The 16,856-nt window shown below is 43.0% G+C and carries 17 protein-coding genes; 13 read left to right on the plus strand and 4 right to left on the minus strand.

Features of this window, described 5'->3' with window-relative positions; translation table 11 throughout:
• Positions 1 to 56: 56 nt before the first annotated feature.
• A complete protein-coding gene (locus tag F0361_RS17005; RefSeq protein WP_138259329.1) occupies positions 57 to 686 on the minus strand; it encodes a response regulator in 630 nt (209 codons plus the stop codon).
• Between the two features lie 170 nt (positions 687 to 856).
• Positions 857 to 1,645 carry an NAD(+) synthase gene (nadE, locus tag F0361_RS17010; protein WP_138259330.1) on the minus strand — a complete coding sequence of 263 codons (789 nt, stop codon included), beginning with the start codon at positions 1,643 to 1,645 and terminating at the stop codon, positions 857 to 859.
• A gap of 88 nt (positions 1,646 to 1,733) precedes the next feature.
• Between nadE and gldB the strand changes: the two genes are divergently transcribed.
• Positions 1,734 to 2,690 (plus strand): gliding motility lipoprotein GldB, encoded by a 957-nt coding sequence (gldB, locus tag F0361_RS17015; RefSeq protein WP_154920617.1) that lies wholly within the window; start codon positions 1,734 to 1,736, stop codon positions 2,688 to 2,690.
• Positions 2,691 to 3,026 (plus strand): gliding motility protein GldC, encoded by a 336-nt coding sequence (gene gldC, locus F0361_RS17020; RefSeq protein WP_138259332.1) that lies wholly within the window; start codon positions 2,691 to 2,693, stop codon positions 3,024 to 3,026. It begins immediately after the preceding gene.
• A 16-nt stretch (positions 3,027 to 3,042) separates the two neighbouring features.
• Here gldC and yihA read toward each other — a convergent pair whose 3' ends face one another.
• Both yihA and F0361_RS17030 read right to left on the minus strand, forming a co-directional pair.
• Entirely contained in the window at positions 3,043 to 3,669 is a 627-nt protein-coding gene (gene yihA, locus F0361_RS17025) for a ribosome biogenesis GTP-binding protein YihA/YsxC (RefSeq protein ID WP_154920619.1), read from the minus strand.
• 10 nt (positions 3,670 to 3,679) lie between these two features.
• Positions 3,680 to 4,444: an alpha/beta fold hydrolase gene (locus F0361_RS17030; RefSeq protein ID WP_138259334.1), complete on the minus strand. Its 765-nt coding sequence runs from the start codon at positions 4,442 to 4,444 to the stop codon at positions 3,680 to 3,682.
• A 259-nt stretch (positions 4,445 to 4,703) separates the two neighbouring features.
• On the opposite strand from F0361_RS17030, the gene F0361_RS17035 reads away from it, so the two are divergent.
• The 11 genes from F0361_RS17035 (at position 4,704) to F0361_RS17085 (ending at position 16,853) form a co-directional block, all read left to right on the plus strand.
• Entirely contained in the window at positions 4,704 to 5,177 is a 474-nt protein-coding gene (locus F0361_RS17035; RefSeq protein ID WP_138259335.1) for a division/cell wall cluster transcriptional repressor MraZ, read from the plus strand.
• Positions 5,146 to 6,060 (plus strand): 16S rRNA (cytosine(1402)-N(4))-methyltransferase RsmH, encoded by a 915-nt coding sequence (gene rsmH, locus F0361_RS17040; protein ID WP_246160923.1) that lies wholly within the window; start codon positions 5,146 to 5,148, stop codon positions 6,058 to 6,060. The genes F0361_RS17035 and rsmH overlap by 32 nt, the downstream gene beginning before the upstream one ends.
• A gap of 10 nt (positions 6,061 to 6,070) precedes the next feature.
• Positions 6,071 to 6,403, plus strand: coding sequence for an FtsL-like putative cell division protein (locus F0361_RS17045; RefSeq protein ID WP_138259336.1), 333 nt, complete (start codon positions 6,071 to 6,073; stop codon positions 6,401 to 6,403).
• A gap of 3 nt (positions 6,404 to 6,406) precedes the next feature.
• Positions 6,407 to 8,413, plus strand: coding sequence for a penicillin-binding protein (locus F0361_RS17050; protein ID WP_154920621.1), 2,007 nt, complete (start codon positions 6,407 to 6,409; stop codon positions 8,411 to 8,413).
• Complete coding sequence (locus F0361_RS17055; RefSeq protein ID WP_154920623.1) at positions 8,410 to 9,873, plus strand: UDP-N-acetylmuramoyl-L-alanyl-D-glutamate--2,6-diaminopimelate ligase; 1,464 nt, start codon at positions 8,410 to 8,412, stop codon at positions 9,871 to 9,873. Before F0361_RS17050 ends, F0361_RS17055 begins: the two co-directional genes overlap by 4 nt.
• A gap of 76 nt (positions 9,874 to 9,949) precedes the next feature.
• The gene (gene mraY / locus F0361_RS17060; RefSeq protein ID WP_154920625.1) at positions 9,950 to 11,170 is read left to right on the plus strand and encodes a phospho-N-acetylmuramoyl-pentapeptide-transferase; all 1,221 of its coding nucleotides are present in this window, start codon (positions 9,950 to 9,952) and stop codon (positions 11,168 to 11,170) included.
• Complete coding sequence (murD, locus tag F0361_RS17065; RefSeq protein WP_154920627.1) at positions 11,171 to 12,505, plus strand: UDP-N-acetylmuramoyl-L-alanine--D-glutamate ligase; 1,335 nt, start codon at positions 11,171 to 11,173, stop codon at positions 12,503 to 12,505.
• A 3-nt stretch (positions 12,506 to 12,508) separates the two neighbouring features.
• Positions 12,509 to 13,711, plus strand: coding sequence for an FtsW/RodA/SpoVE family cell cycle protein (locus tag F0361_RS17070; protein ID WP_154920629.1), 1,203 nt, complete (start codon positions 12,509 to 12,511; stop codon positions 13,709 to 13,711).
• Positions 13,698 to 14,786 carry an undecaprenyldiphospho-muramoylpentapeptide beta-N-acetylglucosaminyltransferase gene (gene murG, locus F0361_RS17075; RefSeq protein ID WP_154920631.1) on the plus strand — a complete coding sequence of 363 codons (1,089 nt, stop codon included), beginning with the start codon at positions 13,698 to 13,700 and terminating at the stop codon, positions 14,784 to 14,786. The genes F0361_RS17070 and murG overlap by 14 nt, the downstream gene beginning before the upstream one ends.
• Before the next feature lie 5 nt (positions 14,787 to 14,791).
• Positions 14,792 to 16,144 (plus strand): UDP-N-acetylmuramate--L-alanine ligase, encoded by a 1,353-nt coding sequence (gene murC, locus F0361_RS17080; RefSeq protein WP_154920633.1) that lies wholly within the window; start codon positions 14,792 to 14,794, stop codon positions 16,142 to 16,144.
• Positions 16,134 to 16,853, plus strand: a complete 720-nt coding sequence (locus tag F0361_RS17085; protein ID WP_154920635.1) for a cell division protein FtsQ/DivIB — start codon at positions 16,134 to 16,136, stop codon at positions 16,851 to 16,853. Before murC ends, F0361_RS17085 begins: the two co-directional genes overlap by 11 nt.
• The last annotated feature ends 3 nt before the right edge of the window (positions 16,854 to 16,856 follow it).

Genomic DNA, 16,856 nt, shown 5'->3' on the forward strand with positions numbered 1-16,856 from the left:
TCAACGAAAAAGACCCACATTAATGGCGGGTCTTCTTTATAATGTCAAACTATTTTTTAATAGAGTTCCAAGGCTTTGGCTTGCTGAAGCAAATCTACCATATTGTCTACGTTCAATTTTTTCATTAAACGAGCTTTGTAGGTACTTACGGTTTTTTCGTTTAGATTTAAACCTTGGGCAACCTCTTTGTTTCTTTTTCCACTGGCCAACAATTTAAGCACCTCAATTTCCCTTGTGGATAGTTTACGGAAGAACCTTCTAGGTTTTTTGGTTCCTTCATCAAAGGCCAATCTTTGGGCCAACTCATTGGTTATGAACATACTACCTTCACTAACTTTTTTCACCGCCGAGATGATATAATCCACATCAGAGGCCTTGGATAGATATCCAAAAGCTCCTGCCCTAATGGCACTAAGTGCGTAGACATCCTCAGATTGTCCACTGTACATAAGTACTTTTACGTTGGGATAATCTTTTTTAATTTTTCTTAAAGCGGCAATTCCGTTCATCTCCGGAATGTCCATTTCAAGCATTACAACATCGGGGGTTACAATCTGTAGTTTTTGGAAAAGCTCTTCAGTGGTGGAAACATCGTCCACCATTTCAAAACCATTAGCGGAATCCAGAACCGCCCTTACTCCCATTCGGATGATAGGATGGTTGTCCGCAATTAAAACTTTTATCATTATGTTGTTTTTTCAAGATAGTTTAGTCGGTTTAGCTTTTTAAGGAAAAAGAGTACATGCAATGTAGGACTAAAATATCAAATTTAGAAAGCAAAGATGTACTATTTTTCTAAAACGCGATCAAAATCGAATTATTATTCGATTTATTAACCTGATTAATAGGTGAGTGGTTATTTAATGGATTCTGGAATTATACAAACTGGGATGGGTTCCATTTTATGACGGTTCATGGTATTGAATCTTGTGAAGATAGCAAAAACTTCTTTGTCCCTTCCCGTGAAATCGTCCAGGGTTTTGCCTTCGTTCTTCATCCGCATGGCCCATTCCAGTTCTGGGTAGGACGCCCCAATCTGGTCTTCGTCCGTTCTGTCATCGCCCCAAAGGCCATCGGTGGGAGCCGCCTTGATAATTTCTTCGTTAACGCCCATTTTTTTTGCAATCTCATAGACTTCGGTCTTTAACAAGTCGGCAATCGGACTTAAATCGACACCGCCATCCCCGTATTTTGTGTAGAATCCAACACCAAAGTCTTCCACCTTGTTGCCCGTTCCGGCCACCAGATACTTATGCAATGCGGCGAAATAATAAAGACTGGTCATACGCAGCCTGGCCCGGGTATTTGCCAAGGACATAAAGCGCTCCTCCTCGTTCTCCACTTTGGGAAATGCCGCTACGAGGCTATCAAAAACAGGGGTGAGGTTCACGGGTTGCCTGCTCACGTTGGGGAAATTCCTTTGCAACCAATCGATGTGGTTGGAAGCCCTGTCCACTTGATTGGCCGCTTGGTGTATGGGCATCTCAAGGCAAAGAAGGTCCAGACCCGTTTTGGCGCACAAGGTCGAAGTGACTGCAGAATCTATCCCCCCGGAAACACCTATTACAAACCCTTTTTGGTTTGCATTCGTTGCGTAATCCTTCAGCCAACCTACTATGTGATCGATAACTTTTTCCGTTTGCATACCCGTATTAAATTTGTTTGGATCGATTAACTTTGCCTAAAATAAGTTGTCCTTATTTAAAAATAAAATGTATTCGGAAATACTTGGTATGAGAAAACCCATTTTTATCGTTTTATCAATTTTACTGATTTTTATTGGATGTAATGACAGCGATAAGGTCGAAGAGGAGATTTCAAAAGTTCCTATGGACCTTAAAATAGAAAGGTTTGATCGGTTGTTTGCCGATGCCGGGGAAGAAGGCCTCCCTAAATTGCGCAAAATGTATCCTTACCTTTTCCCTGCCCCTGACAGTGTTTGGGTGGCCAAGATGAAGGATTCACTACAAATTGAGCTGTTTCAACAGGTAGGTAATACCTTCAATAGTTTTGAGGACGAGGAAGAAGGGCTGGTGGATCTTTTCAGACATATCAAGTATTATTTTCCCGAACAGCAAACCCCTAAAATCATCACCGTTACCAATGACGTGGATTACGATAACCGGATCATCTTGGCAGATACCTTATTGTTCATTGGCTTGGACAACTATCTAGGTTCCCAACATAAATATTACGGCGGTTTTCAACGGTATGTTGCAAAAATTTTGGACCGAAAGTTTATGGTGAGCGATGTAGCAAGTGCCTTTGCCAAAAAAGTGGTTCCCAGACCTAGGGAACGGACTTATTTGGCCCGAATGATTTATTTTGGGAAGGAACTTTATTTAAAGGACAAATTGATGCCTTATGCCAAGGACGAGCTCAAAATCGGATATACAGCGGATGAAATGGATTGGGCCGTGGCCAATGAAGAACCCATCTGGAGAAATTTTATTGAGAACGAATACCTATATAGTACGGAAACCCGATTGAACCAACGATTTTTGGATCCGGCTCCTTTTTCAAAATTTGGTCTGGAACTGGACAATGAGTCCCCTGGACGCTTAGGTAGATATATAGGTTGGCAGATCGTGCGGGCTTTCATGGAAAACAACGAGGTCAATTTGAAACAATTGCTGACCATGCCGGCAGAGGAAATTTTCAAGAAATCGAATTATAAACCAAGAAGTTAGATGGCAGATTTACATGAGTCGGAAATTACCCTGAAAGTGGGGCTTGACGAAAACCGAGTACCAGAAACACTTTCATGGTCCGCCCAGGACGGAGGCATAGATAATGAGGAAGCCAAAGCCATGTTACTTTCCGTTTGGGACAGTAAAAACCAGGAATCCCTTAAAATTGACCTTTGGACCAAGGACATGCCTGTAGATGAAATGAAAGTATTTTTTCATCAGACCTTGGTTTCATTATCGGATACATTTATGAGGGCCACCCAGGATGAGAAAATGACGGCCACCATGAAGGATTTCTGCGATTATTTTGCGGAAAAATTGGAACTCAAAAAATAGTTGTTATTAGGATTTACTAAATCGGCCTGTTTTTCTGCGCCTCAATATATTCCAGGTTTATGGCGTCGATATACGCCAGAACCTCATCCCTTCCTACTTTCTTGCTCGAGGATGTAATGAAATAGTGAGGGGCCTCCTCCCACATATCGTTTAACAAGTAGTTTATGTAGTCCGCGACCTGTCTTTGAATGGCCATCGGCCTTAACTTGTCGGCTTTTGTAAAAATGATTGAAAAGGGAATTCCGTTTTCGCCCATCCACTGCATAAATTCCAAATCAATGGTCTGTGGTTTATGCCTGATATCGATCAAGACAAAGGAGCATACCAGTTGTTGGCGCTCTAGAAAATAGTTGGTGATATATTTTTGAAAGGTCTTTTTGTCCTTTTTGGAAACCTGGGCATAACCGTAACCGGGAAGATCCACCAAAAACCAATTATTGTTGATCTTAAAATGGTTTATCAATTGGGTCTTTCCAGGCCTGCCGGATGTCTTGGCCAGGTTTTTTCGGTCCGTCAACATGTTGATCAAGGACGATTTTCCAACGTTGGACCTTCCAATAAAGGCGTATTCGGGCAGGGGTTCATTGGGGCATTTGGCAACCTCTGAATTGCTCATCACAAATTCCGCCGATGAAATTTTCATTTGGTTTGGTCTAAAAATTACGCTCCTGTAACCACTTTTCCAATATGGAATTGAACTCCTCCGGATGTTCCATCATAGGTGCATGGCCACATTCCTTGATCCAAAACAAATTGGAATCCGGTAGCAGCTCGTGGAAGAGTTCAGCAACATCGGGTGGGGTTACCGTATCGTTTTCGCCCCATATAATACACGTGGGAGTATGCATTGTGGGTAAATCAGTACTCATGTTGTGCCTAATGGCACTCTTGGCGATGGCAAGTGTTTTGACCAATTTCATGCGGTCGTTAACCGTTGCATAGACCTCGTCCACGATTTCCTTGGTAGCTACTTCCGGGTCGTAGAAAACATCCTGCGCCTTTTTTTTGATGAATTCATAATCGCCCCTTTTGGGATATCCGTCGCCCATGGCACTTTCATAGAGCCCAGAACTACCGGTAATGACCAAGGCCTTTACCATTTCCGGATATAATTTGGTATGTAGCAGACCAATATGGCCCCCCAAGGAATTTCCTAATAAAATAACGTCTTTAAGGCCTTTGAATTCAATGAACTTTTCCAAGTATTTGGCAAAGTTCTTTACATTGGTCTTGAGCATGGGCATATCATATATTGGAAGTTCTGGAACCAGAACTTTATACCCTTTTTTAGGGAAATGATCCGTAACACCGTGAAAATTGCTCAGGCCGCCCATGAGACCGTGCAGGATAATGATGGGAGTTCCTTCCCCTTTTTCAATATACCTGAACTTCCCGTCTTTGATTATTTCGTCATCCATCTACTAGGGTTCTGACATTTGGGCAAATATAGGTATTTAGATAGAATAGCGTGGTATTAATATACCATCCAAAAATGCAGGGTCACGGCCAGTTCATGCGATTAAAGTTTTGTTGGAAAATGTCATTAGTGGTGATTTGGAATCAACTTGTGTCAAAAATGCCGCAAAAATTAGCTATTTTATTAACAAAGTGGTTTTTTGTGGTAAAATGTGGTAATAATATTTATATATTTGAGTTATATAAGAAAGGCCAACAATTTTGGAAATCTATTTTTCAGGTGTTTACAACTGCAAGGCGGATGCCAAGGGAAGGGTAATGCTACCTATATCCCTTAGGAATCAAATGGCTCCAATGTTGGGAAATGGCTTTTTTATTAAAAAGTCCTATTACGATGAGTGTTTGGAACTGTATCCAAAGCACGAGTGGGAATCTGAGGTCAAAAAGCTCAATGAAAAGCTAGGGGACAGCAGGAAGGACCGTGAGTTTAAGCGAAAATTTACTTCGGGATTAAGGCAGGTGGAAATAGATTCGGCGGGTAGATTGTTGATTCCCAAGGATGTAATAGGTCTTGTGGATATAAAAAAGGACGTGGTGTTGTCCCCAATGGACCGGCACTTGGAGATTTGGGACAAGGCCACTTATGACGGGGATGTGGAATCTTCCCCAGAGGAAAGGGAGCAGTTGGCCTACCAGGTGAAATATGCAGAAAAGCCGGAAGGGGATGTATCATAATCCAGTTTTGCTAAAAGAATCCGTGGATGGGCTGGCAATCAAGGAAGGTGGCGTGTATGTGGATGTGACTTTTGGCGGTGGTGGGCATTCAAGTGAAATATTGAAAAGATTGGGCGAAACAGGAAAGTTGTTTGCTTTTGATCAAGATGAGGATGCGCAATTGAATCGGTTGGATGACGGTAGATTCGTGTTGATCAGTGAAAATTTCAGGTATCTGACCCAGTTTTTAAAGTTCTATGGCATACGGAAAGTGGATGGGATCCTGGCGGATTTCGGGGTATCCTCACACCAGTTCGATGAAGCGGAAAGAGGTTTTTCCACCAGGTTTGACGCGGCCTTGGATATGAGGATGAGCAAGCGCAACGCCCTATCCGCTAAAGAAGTGGTTAACGGTTATTCCTATGATGAGTTGAGGCGCGTGCTTTTTGAGTACGGGGATTTGAGAAATGCAAATGCCATGGCGAACACCATACTGTTAGAAAGGGAGCGTGAACCTATAAGTACTACGGAACAATTGAAGGAGGTGTTAAAGAAGTTTTTGCCGGAGCACAAAAGGCACAAAATTTTGGCACAGGTCTACCAGGCGATTCGTATTGAGGTGAACCAAGAGGTGGCGGTCATCAAAGAGTTTTTGGAGCAAGTGCCGGATCTTTTGAATATAGGGGGTAGGTTGAGTGTGATCAGCTACCATTCACTGGAAGACCGTTTGGTGAAGAGGTTCATAAGGGCCGGGCAGTTTGAGGGAGAGCCCGAAAAGGATTTTTACGGCAACACCAATGTGCCTTTGAAAAAAGTAGGATCGCTTATCGTCCCAAAAAAGGAGGAAATAGCGAATAATAATAGGGCAAGAAGCGCAAAGCTTAGAATCGCTGAACGTATATAATTACGGATTGATGAAAGTAAAAAAAGGCATACTGGACATTTTGAAGGGAAAGTTTTTAGTGGATGGGGATTCGCTTAAGAACTGGAGGTTCATCATTTTCACCTCCTTTTTAGCGGCAATCATGATAAGCAGTTCGCATAGTGCGGACAAGAAAGTGCATAAAATCGCCGCTCTGAACGAAAGTGTCAAAGAATTGAAAAATGAGTTTGTGGACGCTCGGTCAGACCTGCAAAAGTTAAAGTTGGAATCCACCATAACAAGTACGGTGGAAGAAAAGGGTTTGTATCCATCGGAAACACCTCCAAAAAAAATAAAGGTAAAATCATTAAAAGCTTCTAATTAACCAATGCCGGTAACTGAAAAATCCATATTGTCCAGATTGTATATCGTTGCGGCATGCCTTGTGGTTTTTGCAGGTGCGGTATTGTTCAAATTGGTTTCCATACAAGTGATTGATGGTGAGAAGTATATGGCCTTGGCCGAAACCAGAACCACCAAAATGTTCACCATAGCTCCCAATAGGGGCAATCTTTATTCCGATGATGGCAGTCTACTGGCTACCTCCGTATCAAAGTACAACATACATTTCGATGCGGTTACCGTAAGTGAAAAGGATTTTCAGGAAAATGTTAAGCCCTTGTCGGATGCATTGGCAAAACTATTTAACAAAGAGTCTTCCTATTACCAACAAATTCTAAGAAAGGCCAGGCAGAATCAAAATAGGTACGCCTTGATCGCCAGAAATTTGGATTATTCCGAATACATGGCGGTGAAAAGTTTTCCGCTCTTCAACAAAGGCCCCTTTAAAGGTGGTATCGTTATCGACCAAAACACAAAACGGGAACATCCACTTGGGAAAATAGCAGAGAGAAGCGTAGGCTATGAACGCGTGGACGAAAACGGTTACAGAACCCGGGTGGGAATGGAAGGCGCCTTTAGCGATTACTTAAGTGGTATTGAAGGTAAAAGATCCAAAGTAAAGATTGCGAAAAACCAATGGAAACCCATTGGTTATGATAATATCGTAGAACCAAAGGATGGCTACGATGTCTATTCCACCATTGATATCAATATCCAGGATATTGCGCACCATGCGCTTTTGAAGCAACTGGAAAAATACAAGGCGGACCATGGCACCGTTATCGTCATGGAAACAAAAACGGGTGAGGTAAAGGCCATTTCCAATTTGGGCAGGACCTCGGAAGGTAAATATTACGAGCGTTTGAACTATGCTATTGGCGAATCCCATGAACCGGGCTCCACTTTTAAGTTGGTGAATTTGGTGGCAGCCTTGGAGGATAAGGTTATCGATACCAGTACCGTGGTAGATACGGAAAAAGGAAGATGGAAAATTTATAACCATTATGTAAGAGACTCAAAAAATGGCGGGTATGGTGAAATTTCCGTAGCGGAAGCTTTTGAGGTTTCTTCCAACACGGCCTTTGCCAAAATTATACATAACAATTACAAGGAAGACCCGGAGAAATATGTAAACCGACTCATGAGCATGGATATCCATAAGGAGTTGGGCCTCCCAGTAAAAGGTGAGGGCAAGCCTGTATTGAGATATCCTGGGGACAAAGGATGGTCCGGACTATCCTTGGCGCAAATGGCCTACGGATATGAAGTGGCCATGACCCCTTTACAAACCTTGGCTTTCTACAATGCCATCGCCAATGATGGGGAATTGATAAAGCCTCGCTTGATTAAGGAGGTAAAAGAATGGAACAAAACTGTCAAGAAATTTGATAAGGAAGTGTTGAACCCGTCCATCTGCTCCATGGAAACTGCCAAAAAGGTACAACAGCTATTAAAGGATGTGGTAGAGAAGAAGCATGGAACCGGTCATGGGCTGTATTCTCCCAATTTCTCAATGGCGGGAAAAACTGGCACTTGCCAGAAAAATTACGTGAGCAAAGATCCGGACAAGCTAAAATACATCTCTTCGTTTGCAGGTTATTTTCCAGCGGATGACCCAAAATACTCTTGTATCGTGGTTATACATGAGCCAGATAAAAGTGTTGGCTATTATGGGGCCGATGTATCCGGTCCTGTCTTTAAGTCCATCGCTCAAAAAATATATGCCACCTCCCCATTGATCGATGAAGTTGATGTTAAGGAGGTGTTGGAAACGAGGTTGGAGGATGCTTATCAGGGGTATTATGCCAATATCCAAAAGGAATATAAGGAAGTGCCCAACGTGCGTGGCATGAGCGGAATGGATGCGATTTCCATTTTGGAAAATCTGGGATTGGAAGTTGAGGTGAAAGGGAACGGAAAAGTTAAAAATCAGTCCATATCCAAAGGAACCGATTTAAAGAAGGTGAAAAAAATAGTATTGGAACTATCGTGAAGGTATTGAAGGACATATTGTACGGTGTGCATATTTCCGCAGTAAGTGGTACCACGAACTGTGAAGTGGCCTCGGTATGCTTTGACTCCAGAAAGGTACAGAGCGGGGATGCCTTTGTCGCCACTAGGGGTACGGTCACAGATGGACATAAATACATGGACAAGGCGGTAGCGCTTGGGGCGAGGGCCATTATTTGTGAGGAACTTCCCAAGAAAATGGTGGATGGCGTTACCTATGTTGCCGTCGAAAACGGCCAACAAGCCTTGGCCATTATGGCTTCCAATTATTACGATACGCCATCCAAAAACTTAAAACTGGTAGGGGTAACGGGGACCAATGGAAAAACGACCGTTTCCAGCCTTTTGTACCAACTGTTCAAAAAGGCCGGCTTTAAAGTGGGCTTGCTATCGACTATTAAGATTATGATCGATGACACGGAATACCCAACTAACCATACCACTCCAGATGCCCTGGTCATCAATAAGCATCTTAAGTTGATGAACGATGCCGGCGTAGAGTACTGTTTTATGGAGGTAAGTTCCCATGGAATCCATCAGAAGAGAACGGAGGGATTGGTATTTGAAGGGGCCATTTTTACGAACCTATCCCATGATCACCTGGATTACCACAAGACCTTTGCGGAATATCGGGATACCAAAAAGAAATTGTTTGACAACCTTTCCAAAAAGGCTTTCGCACTAACGAATATTGACGATAAGAACGGCTTGGTAATGCTCCAAAATACAAAGGCAAGAAAGTTTACTTATGCCTTAAAAAATTATGCCGATTACAGGGCGCAGATTTTGGAAAACCAATTCGACGGGCAATTGCTCAAAATAGACGATAACGAATTGTGGACAAAGCTAATAGGTCATTTCAACGCCTATAACATCTTGGCCATTTACGCCGCGGCTGATTTGTTGGGACTTGAAAAGTTGGAATGCCTGCGTTTGCTGAGCGAATTGGAAAATGTGGATGGAAGATTTCAATATTATATATCAAAGGATAAAATAACGGCTATAGTTGATTATGCCCATACGCCGGATGCTTTAAAAAATGTGCTCGAGACAATCGGCACGTTGAGGACTGGAAATGAAAACGTCATCACCGTTGTGGGGTGTGGTGGCGACAGAGACAGATCAAAGCGTCCGGTAATGGGCAATATCGCTTCGGAAATGAGCAACACGGCAATTTTCACTTCGGACAATCCAAGGACGGAATCGCCAAGCGCCATTATCGCCGAAATGGAAGCAGGGGTTGAGCCGCAGAACACCAAAAAAATTTTATCTATTGAGAATCGGGAGCAGGCCATTAGGACCGCCTGCCAACTGGCAAATGCCAATGATATCATTTTGATTGCCGGAAAGGGGCATGAAACCTATCAGGAAACCAATGGTACACGCATTGATTTCGATGATTTTAAAATAGTTAAGGAACTGTTGCAAAGCTTGGATAAATAAGAAAACGAAAATTAATGGTTAAGCGTTGATTCGATACTTTTTGAACTTGACACTTGCGCTTGAACTTGAATAAATTATGTTAACCTACCTGTTCGAATATTTGGAGAAACAATACCAGCTACCTGGGGCGAGCCTGTTCCAGTTCAGTACGTTTCGTGCGGGTATGGCCATTTTGTTTTCGCTGATAATCGCTACAGCTTACGGTAAAAAAATCATACTTTTTCTTCAAAAACAACAGGTGGGCGAGACCATCCGAGACCTAGGTTTGGAAGGGCAAAAGCAAAAAGCAGGAACTCCTACAATGGGGGGAATCATCATCATCATGGCCACTTTGATCCCTGTGCTACTTTTTGCCAGATTGGAGAATATCTACATCATTTTATTGATTTTTACAACTGTATGGATGGGGGTTATCGGTTTTATCGATGACTATATCAAGGTTTTCAAAAAGAACAAGGAAGGTTTAAAAGGTAGGTTTAAGGTAATGGGTCAGGTCGTTTTGGGCCTCATTGTGGGTGCGGTACTATACTTTCATCCAGCAGTTACCATGCGAGACCATAATAAGACCATTATTACGGAGCAATTTACGGTTGAAGAGGTACGAGGTGAGGAAATCAAATCGACCATGACCACGGTTCCCTTCTTCAAGAACAATGAATTCGATTACGGCAGTTTTATTGGTTGGATGGGAGAAGGCGCCAAGGAGTACGCCTGGTTGATTTTCATTCCTATTATCATCTTGATCGTTACGGCCGTTTCAAACGGTGCCAATTTAACCGACGGTATTGACGGTCTGGCAGCAGGGACTTCCGCCATTATTGTATTTACATTGGGGGTATTCGCCCTGGTTTCCGGTAACATCATTTTTTCAGAATACCTGGATATCATGTATATCCCAAGGGTAGGAGAGTTGCTAATATTCATCACCGCATTTGTTGGTGCCTTGGTAGGCTTTCTTTGGTACAATACCTATCCCGCCCAAGTTTTTATGGGTGATACGGGAAGTTTGACAATAGGCGGGGTGATTGCGGTTATCGCCATCATCGTTAGAAAGGAACTCTTGATTCCCGTCTTGTGCGGTATTTTTTTCGCGGAGTCCCTATCGGTAATGACGCAGGTGGCCTATTTCAAGTATACCAAAAAGAAATTTGGGGAAGGAAGACGTATTTTTTTGATGTCCCCTTTGCATCATCATTACCAGAAGAAAGGCTACCATGAAAGCAAGATCGTAACCCGTTTTTGGATTGTTGGGATTATGCTGGCCGTGGCCACAATCGTTACCTTAAAAATACGATAGATGGCATTTTTGGTGGTGCTTGGCGGTGGAGAAAGTGGCGTGGGTACGGCCATCTTAGGGAAGCAAAAAGGCTATGAGGTTTTTGTTTCCGATAAGGGGAAAATAAAGGAAAAGTATAAGAACGTTCTTGAACATTTTGGAATCGATTGGGAAGAATCCAAGCATACTGAGGACAAACTATTAAAGGCCGATTTGGTCATGAAGAGTCCGGGGATACCGGATACCGTTCCATTGGTAAAGGCGCTTGCCAGTAAGGGAGTTCCAGTGATATCGGAAATCGAATTTGCATCCAGATATACCGATGCAACAATTATTGGGATTACAGGAAGTAACGGCAAAACTACCACCACAATGCTTACCTACCACATTTTGAAAAATGGCGGTTTGAATGTGGGAATGGCGGGTAACATTGGGGACAGCTTTGCGAAAATGGTCGCAGAGGAAGCCTTTGACTATTATGTTTTGGAAATCAGTAGTTTTCAGTTGGATGGAATCAGGGATTTTAGACCCCATATTTCCGTCCTAACGAATATTACGCCAGACCATTTGGATCGCTATGATTATAAATTTGAGAACTATATAGCCTCCAAATTCCTGATTACAAAAAACCAGCAGTCGGCCGATTATTTCATCTATGACCAGGACGATGAAGTTATTGGTGATTGGCTGAGCAAGCACCCGATCAAATCCAAATTACTCCCTTTTTCCCTAAAACAATCCATAGGGGAAGGGGCCAGTTTAGACGAAAATGAAATTAAAATAACAACTCAAGAAGACACGATAAAAATGATGACAGACAGCTTAGCATTGGAAGGCCAGCATAACTTAAAGAATACCATGGCAGCGGCAATGGTGGCAAAATTGGTGGGTATCCGTAAAGAAACCATTCGGGAATGCATTTCTAATTTTCAGGGCGCTCCCCACAGGTTGGAGAAGGTATTGAAAATACACCATGTACAGTATATCAATGATTCCAAGGCTACCAATGTAAATGCCACGTATTACGCTTTGGAGAGCGTAAAAACTCCCGTTGTCTGGATTGTTGGTGGTGTTGATAAGGGCAACGAGTACAAGGAGTTGATGCCCTTGGTGAGGGAGAAGGTTAAGGCCATTATCTGTCTTGGTGTCGATAATGAAAAAATAAAGGAAACCTTTGGTAACGTAGTGGACCTATTGGTGGAAACTTTTGCCATGGAGGAAGCTGTAAAGGTCGCTTATAAAATCGCGGAAAGGGGCGATACTGTATTGTTGTCCCCAGCCTGTGCAAGCTTTGACCTTTTTCAGAACTATGAAGATCGGGGCAATCAATTCAAAAACTGTGTAAAAAACCTATAATCCGTGCGAAACCTATTGCAAAATATCAACGGTGACAAAGCCATTTGGGCCATTGCGGCACTTTTGGCGTTGTTTTCGTTTTTGCCCGTTTACAGTGCCAGTAGTAATTTGGTCTATGTAGTGGGTAATGGCACAACGGTTGGCCATCTAGTGAAGCATGCCTTGTTATTGTTCTTAGGTTTCGGTATCATTTACGGGGTACATAAAATACCCACCCATTTTTTCAAGGGTCTTTCCTTAATAGCCATGCCCATTGTCATCGTGCTCTTGATCTTTGTGCTGGCCCAGGGGACTACAGCGGGGGAAACCAATGCAAGCCGTTGGATTCGTTTACCCTTGGTAGGATTCGGGTTTCAGCCTTCCAACTTGGCAGCCGTAGTTTTGATGATCTATGTTGCCCGGTATCTTTCCAAGGTTCGGGATGTAAAGGTTACCTTTTCTGAAAGTATTGTAACCTTATGGTTGCCGGTCTTTTTGGTAGTGGTGTTGATCTTGCCCGCAAATTTTTCTACGGCCGGGATTATTTTTTCTATGGTCTTGATGCTTTGCTTTTTGGGGGGATATCCCATAAAATATTTATTGGGTATCGTTGGAACGGGCATCGCCTGTTTGGCCCTGTTCATTTTGGTGGCCAAGGCGGCACCCGATTTGTTCCCAAATAGGGTCGATACCTGGATGAGCCGTATCGATAGTTTTAGCAATCCGGAGGATACCGAGGCCAACTATCAGATAGAAAAGGCCAAAATAGCCATCGCTACGGGCGGTGTTATGGGCAAAGGTGCCGGGAAAAGCGTACAGAAAAATTTCCTTCCCCAGAGTTCGTCGGATTTTATCTATGCCATTATTGTAGAGGAATATGGGCTATTGGGCGGATTTGCCCTTATGTTTTTTTACTTGTTTTTGTTGTTCAGGATCGTGGTGGTCGCCAATGGCTGCACCACCATTTTTAGCAAATTGTTGGTGCTAGGTGTTGGTTTGCCCATAGTTTTTCAGGCTTTGATCAATATGGCAGTGGCCGTGGAGCTGTTTCCCGTAACGGGTCAAAATTTACCATTGATCAGTAGTGGGGGAACTTCCAGTTGGATGACCTGTCTGGCGATAGGCATCATTCTAAGTGCCAGTAACAAAAGCATGCAGCAGACGACGGAAAGTACCGTGGATATTGATGAAAGCAACCCTTTAGAAGTATTGAGTGGGCAGTTATAGGTTTATCATATCCGGTGGCGGAACGGGGGGACATATTTATCCGGCGATTTCAATTGCCGACGAACTTAAAAGAAGACATCCCAATGCGGAGTTCCTTTTTGTTGGGGCAAAAGACCGAATGGAAATGGAGAAGGTCCCGCAAGCGGGATACAAAATTGAGGGATTGTGGATAACGGGGATACAACGGAAACTGACCCTAAAAAATGTAATGTTTCCATTAAAACTGATAAGTAGTTTGATAAAGGCACGTAAAATAGTAAGCAAATTTAAGCCCCACGCCGTAGTGGGTACGGGCGGTTTTGCCAGTGGTCCTTTATTGAAAGTGGCCACAAGCAGCGGAATACCTTGTGTACTACAGGAACAAAACTCCTTTGCCGGAATCACGAACAAACTACTTAAGGACAAGGTGGCCAAGATTTGTGTGGCCTACGATGGTATGGAACGATTTTTTCCTGCCGATAAAATCGTGAAAACCGGAAATCCCGTAAGGGCCGATTTAATTTCCATACAGGAGGATAGGTCTGATGCGTTACGATTTTTTGGTTTGAACACGCAAAAGAAAACCCTTTTGGTGCTAGGGGGCAGTTTGGGCTCCAAGCGAATCAATGCCTTGATTGCGGATAACCTGGAGTTTTTCAAATCCTTGAACCTTCAGTTGATCTGGCAATGTGGAAAGGGGTATGTAAAGATGTACGAAGGTAAAAATTCGGATTATGTGAAGGTACATGCCTTTTTGAACGATATGGCAAATGCCTATGCCGCGGCGGATATGATCATTTCCAGATCTGGGGCGGGAGCGGTTTCGGAGTTATGTTTGGTAGGAAAGCCTACCATCTTTATTCCATCACCTGTGGTGGCGGAGGACCATCAGACAAAAAATTCACAAGCCTTGGTGGCCGAAGATGCCGCCGTCATGATTAAGGAAAGTGATTTGGAAGAAAAGTTTAAAGAAGAGTTTTTGTCGGTTTTCGAATCGGAAGAAAAACGGGAACGACTTTCCAAAAATATAAAGGCTTTGGCACTGCCCAATGCCACGAAGGACATTTGTGATGAAATTGAAAAATTGTTGAATTAGCCAACATGGAAATAAAGGATATACATAGGGTTTACTTCATTGGTATCGGAGGTATAGGTATGTCCGCATTGGCCCGGTATTTCAAGTTTATCGGGAAGGAAGTGGCTGGTTACGATAAGACCGAAACTCCTCTGACCATTGAACTATCCGACCATGCTATTTCCGTGCATTATAAGGATGATTTGGAATTGGTTCCCAAACCGTTTCTAAACCCAGAGGAAACCTTGGTGGTGTATACGCCGGCGGTAAAAAGTACACATTCAGAATATCAATATTTTCTAAGGAACGATTTTGTCATCAAAAAGCGTTCTGAAGTCTTGGGTTTGATTACCAAGGATTCCTTCTGTTTCGCCGTTGCGGGCACCCATGGAAAGACGACCACATCAAGCATTCTTGCTCATTTGCTTCGTGAAACGGGAACTCCGTTAACGGCATTTTTGGGCGGTATTTCGGAGGATTTTAACAGCAATTTTCTTTTAGAGGGAACCGAGTATTCCGTGGTGGAAGCGGATGAGTTCGATCGGTCCTTTTTGAGATTGTCGCCCAATGTGGCCTGTATTACTTCCATGGATGCGGATCACTTGGATATTTACGGGAATGCCCAGGAACTACAAAAGTCGTTTCTTGACTTTGTGGCCCGAATAAAGCCTGGAGGAAAGCTTTTTGTTCGTAAGGGTTTGCCTTTAAACGGCATAACCTATGGGATAGAGGATGATTCGGATTATTGCATCCGGAATTTAAAAATAGAACATGGTACCTACATTTTTGATTTGGGAACTCCGGAAGGAACATTTACCGGGGTTCGATTCAACAAACCGGGAAGACACAACCTGTTGAACGGTTTGGTCGCTTTTGCCATGGCGATACAAGCAGGTTCCCCACCGTATCGCCTAGCCGAAGCTTTGGCATCTTTCAAGGGTGTTCAGAGACGATTTTCCTACCGTATCAAGAACGAGGATTTTGTCCTCATCGATGATTATGCCCATCACCCCACTGAAATAGATGCCGTGTATGATGCCATTGTTGAAATGCATCCCAACAAAAGGATTTTGGCCATTTTTCAGCCACATTTGTTCAGTCGGACCAAGGATTTTGGGGATGATTTTGCAAAAAGTCTATCAAAATTTCCGAGTGTTTTGCTATTGGAAATTTATCCGGCCAGGGAAGAGCCCATGGAGGGAATTGATGCTGCTTGGTTGATGGGAAAGATGACCAACGCCCAAACAAAAGTTGTGGAAAAAGGGGATTTGGTATCGGAAATAAAAGCCCAAAATCCAGAAGTGCTCGTCATGATGGGTGCAGGTGATATTGGGTTGGAAATTATGAAAGTAACAAAAGAATTGGAGTATGCGCATTGATTGGAACTTATTGAAAATAGTTGCGCTATTGTTCGTAATAATGGGGCTTTACGCGTTTTCTAACAATAGGAGCAATAAGAAGAACGTAGTCCGTTCCAGAGTGGAATTTCTGGGTGACCAAAACCTCTATATTACTGAGGGAGCGGTTAATAAATTGTTAATACAAAATTATGGGCGGCTCGAAAATGTGCCTAAAGAAAATATAGTTTTGAATACTATAGAAAAGGCCCTTGAGGCCAATGAAATGGTGAAAAGTGCCCAAGTCTATGTCACTATAGACGGTGAGCTGACGTCTAAAATTGTTCAACGCAAACCCATTGGACGCATTGAGGGGGATTCAAAGTACTATCTGGATGATGAAGGAAAACGTATGCCGTTTTCATCCAATTATTCGGCTAGGGTGCCTATTATAACAGGCAATATAACGGGTAAGAGCCTTGAGGATGTGTACAGGATTTTGGAGTTTATAAACAAGGACGATTTTTTACGAAAGAACGTGATTGGTATTCATATAAAGGCGGAGGATGATTACCAATTGAAGTTTAGGCTGAACCAGTTTGTGGTGAATTTAGGGGGTATTGAAAATTTGGAAGGGAAGTTCAGCAATTTTAAGGCCTTTTATGCCAAGGCGAACAAGGATAATACCTTGGAGGATTTTGCGGAAGTAAGTTTGGAATTCAATAACCAGGTAGTGTGCACTAAAATATAACAA

Origin of the sequence: Maribacter flavus, from assembly GCF_008386635.1 — a bacterium.
GTDB lineage: Bacteria > Bacteroidota > Bacteroidia > Flavobacteriales > Flavobacteriaceae > Maribacter > Maribacter flavus.